The sequence below is a fragment of the Hwanghaeella sp. LZ110 genome (assembly GCF_048892525.1).
GTDB lineage: Bacteria > Pseudomonadota > Alphaproteobacteria > UBA8366 > Aestuariispiraceae > Pacificispira.
In genome coordinates this window covers 1-640 of the sequence record NZ_JBLZHT010000033.1, presented here as the reverse complement: position 1 = coordinate 640, position 640 = coordinate 1, and the positions used below count along the sequence as shown (strand labels likewise).

Genomic DNA, 640 nt, shown 5'->3' with positions numbered 1-640 from the left:
CTGGCCGATGGGTCTGATGCGGATAAGGAACCGACAACGGTTACCGGGACGCTGACGATTGATGCAGGCGATGATGGCCTGGGCTCTGTTGCCTTCACCGACAGCGGCTTGATGCCGACCCTGACCTCTGGCGGTGTGCCAGTGACCGTAACGCCCAGCACGGATGGTCAGACGATCACCGGAACGGCGAATGGTGTGCCAGTCTTCACGATGGAACTGACCAATGGCGGCACGGGCTACAGCTTCACGCTGCAAGGCACGTTGGATCAGCCAGTGGGTGCGGGCGAGAACGAGATCGACCTGCCGTTCACAGTTGAAGTGACCGATGGCGATGGCTCGACGGCCAGCACCACCTTCCACATCTCGGTCGTCGATGACGTACCGGTTGCGGTGGATGATGCGACGCTGACGCTGGAAGAAGGTGGCAACACGGTCACCGGCAATGTGATGGGCAACGACACGGAAGGGGCCGATGGCGCTGAAGTGACATCCTTCACCTATACCGATGAGACGGGCGCAGAACAGACCGGTGCGGTTGGTGTTGAGGTCAACACGCAGTATGGCGCGCTGACGGTGCAGGCGGACGGGTCGTTCACCTATACCAGTGACGTGGGCGAGACGCATACGGATGGTGCGCCGC

Annotated in this window: 1 protein-coding gene; it reads left to right on the top strand. The window is 61.4% G+C overall.

The window, feature by feature from the left end:
* Nucleotides 1-640, top strand: a 640-nt coding sequence (locus ACOSDM_RS20075; RefSeq protein ID WP_420726313.1) for a hypothetical protein, incomplete at both ends; no start/stop codon positions are given.